The following is a 1878-nucleotide window of genomic DNA, read 5'->3' on the forward strand; positions in this document are numbered from 1 at the left end:
TTAAAAATTTAGACTAAGGTTAATTTCGAGGGGATGGGCGCAAAACCCCTAATTGGTGTTGGCAGCTCCATGCGCTGACGGTATGTAAGGCACTTTTTCTATCTTTGGTTGTAAATGAACGACGTGCTGTTTTTCCATCAATGGCAATGATATCAGCACCAGTGGTTTCAATAAGTGATGATATCCAAGATTGAAATGAATGCTCTATTTCATCTGATTTTAACCGACAAATGACACGGGCAATGGTGTCGTGTCTTGGGATACCCTCTTTGAAAGCGCCATATTTTTTTAACCAATCAAGTTTTAGATGCCCAAAATCTTCAATATCCTCCCATCCTTCTGCGCCGGAGAGTACAGCACTAATGGCTAAGAGGAGAATATCGATAAGTTCATGCTTTTTACAGCGTTCAATGCGAGGATCGGTAATTGAATCAAAGTGTTTCAGAAAAGTAGCGCTCATATTAAGTGACCAAGGTGATTATAATGCCTTGATCTGATCGCTACTTGTTCTAGAAGTTCAATTTATAATGATCTTGCCGTGGATTGTCCTGTATAAACTACTTAATTTGATTGACTTGAGTGGGTTTCTTGACTACCATGTTTTTTAAAATTTTGATGTTAGAGTAAAAATGAAAAATACTTGGATTAGTTTGTTAGTAGTACTATCGATTGCATTGCAGTCGTTTGCTTCTGTGGCTAATTCAAATGAAAGTCATCAGATTGACTCTCTACATATTCAAACAGAACATTCCCATGATAGTGAAGATATTGAACTTTTCGATGAATCATCTGACACTGAACATAATATTAAAGATTGCCATCATTGTGGTCACTGTCAAGGCACTCACACACAGTGGGTTGCCAGTAATAAATCTACACTACAGACCCCTAAACTTATTATTACAAATCAATATTTTTATGCTGTTCATGTAGATAAAATATTCACTGAAGAACCTATACGCCCCCCAATCGTTTAATTTAGTTTTAAAGCTATATTCGTAACAAATTTATTCTTAACTAGCGCTTAATGTAGCCTAGTTGGTTTAGTTGCGGCATTTTATTATTAAATTAAGAGATTATTATGAAATTTTTCTCAGCAAAATCTACTGGAATCGCATTATTTATCGGCTTTTCAGCAAGTTTATCTGTTAGTAGCTTCGCTTTTGCTAAGCCAACGCTATCGAGTGACTGGCTCGATCGGCAAATCAATAAACACCCTGATATTGTCTCAGCACGTGAACTCATGAATGCTGAATTTTCCAAAGCACAGGGCAGTAAGTTACCACTTTACAACCCAGAACTATCGACAGGTTACGAGCGTGAAGGTGACGGAAATAATTACAATATTGGTATTAGCCAAACGATTGACTTGTGGGATAAGCAGGCTGTTAATGCTGCTATCGGCGATAAAATATTAACGGCGGCCAGTAAACAATTCACTTATGCGATAGAGCAGAAAAAAGCACAAGCCTTAAAAGCACTTATTAATTGGCAACTTGCCATGGATAAGTCGTCACTTGCTTTTGAACAAGAGCAACAGTTAGAAACCTTGCTTAAAATTGTAACTAAAAGGCAGAAAGCTGGCGATCTTGGTCAGGTTGATGCTGAGTTAACTTTCTTGAATTTGTCGCAAATGCTTAATAAAACGGCCCAAATACAAGCACAGTTAACACAAGCTCAAGCCAAGGTTAATGAGTTGTTGCCTGATTGGCGTCCTGATACACAAGCATATCCAGAGCAGGGCTTAGGCGTTACAAACTTTCAAGTAGCTGAGCAGTGGTTAACGCAGCACCCGCAAGTATTAGCCTCTCAAGCACTGTAAAAAAAAAAAAAAAGTAAAGCTCAATATGCCATGCTTGAAACCAAAGCCGATCCTAC

At 38.1% G+C, this 1878-nt stretch carries 2 protein-coding genes and 1 pseudogene; 2 read left to right on the forward strand and 1 reads right to left on the reverse strand.

All coding sequences use genetic code 11. The annotated features are described in order from the left end of the window. Window positions 1-52 precede the first annotated feature (52 nt). A pseudogene (locus GQR53_RS19260) lies at window positions 53-460 on the reverse strand (ISAs1 family transposase); the annotation flags it as partial. Between the two features lie 169 nt (window positions 461-629). Here GQR53_RS19260 and GQR53_RS19265 point away from each other — a divergent pair. After that, window positions 630-977, forward strand: a complete 348-nt coding sequence (locus GQR53_RS19265; RefSeq protein ID WP_016899519.1) for a hypothetical protein — start codon at window positions 630-632, stop codon at window positions 975-977. Window positions 978-1081: 104 nt separating this feature from the next. Next, window positions 1082-1822, forward strand: coding sequence for a TolC family protein (locus GQR53_RS21545; RefSeq protein WP_240917509.1), 741 nt, complete (start codon window positions 1082-1084; stop codon window positions 1820-1822). Window positions 1823-1878: the final 56 nt, after the last annotated feature.

Origin of the sequence: Pseudoalteromonas sp. Z9A6 (genome assembly GCF_011378805.1) — a bacterium.
In the GTDB taxonomy this organism is placed as follows: domain Bacteria; phylum Pseudomonadota; class Gammaproteobacteria; order Enterobacterales; family Alteromonadaceae; genus Pseudoalteromonas; species Pseudoalteromonas distincta.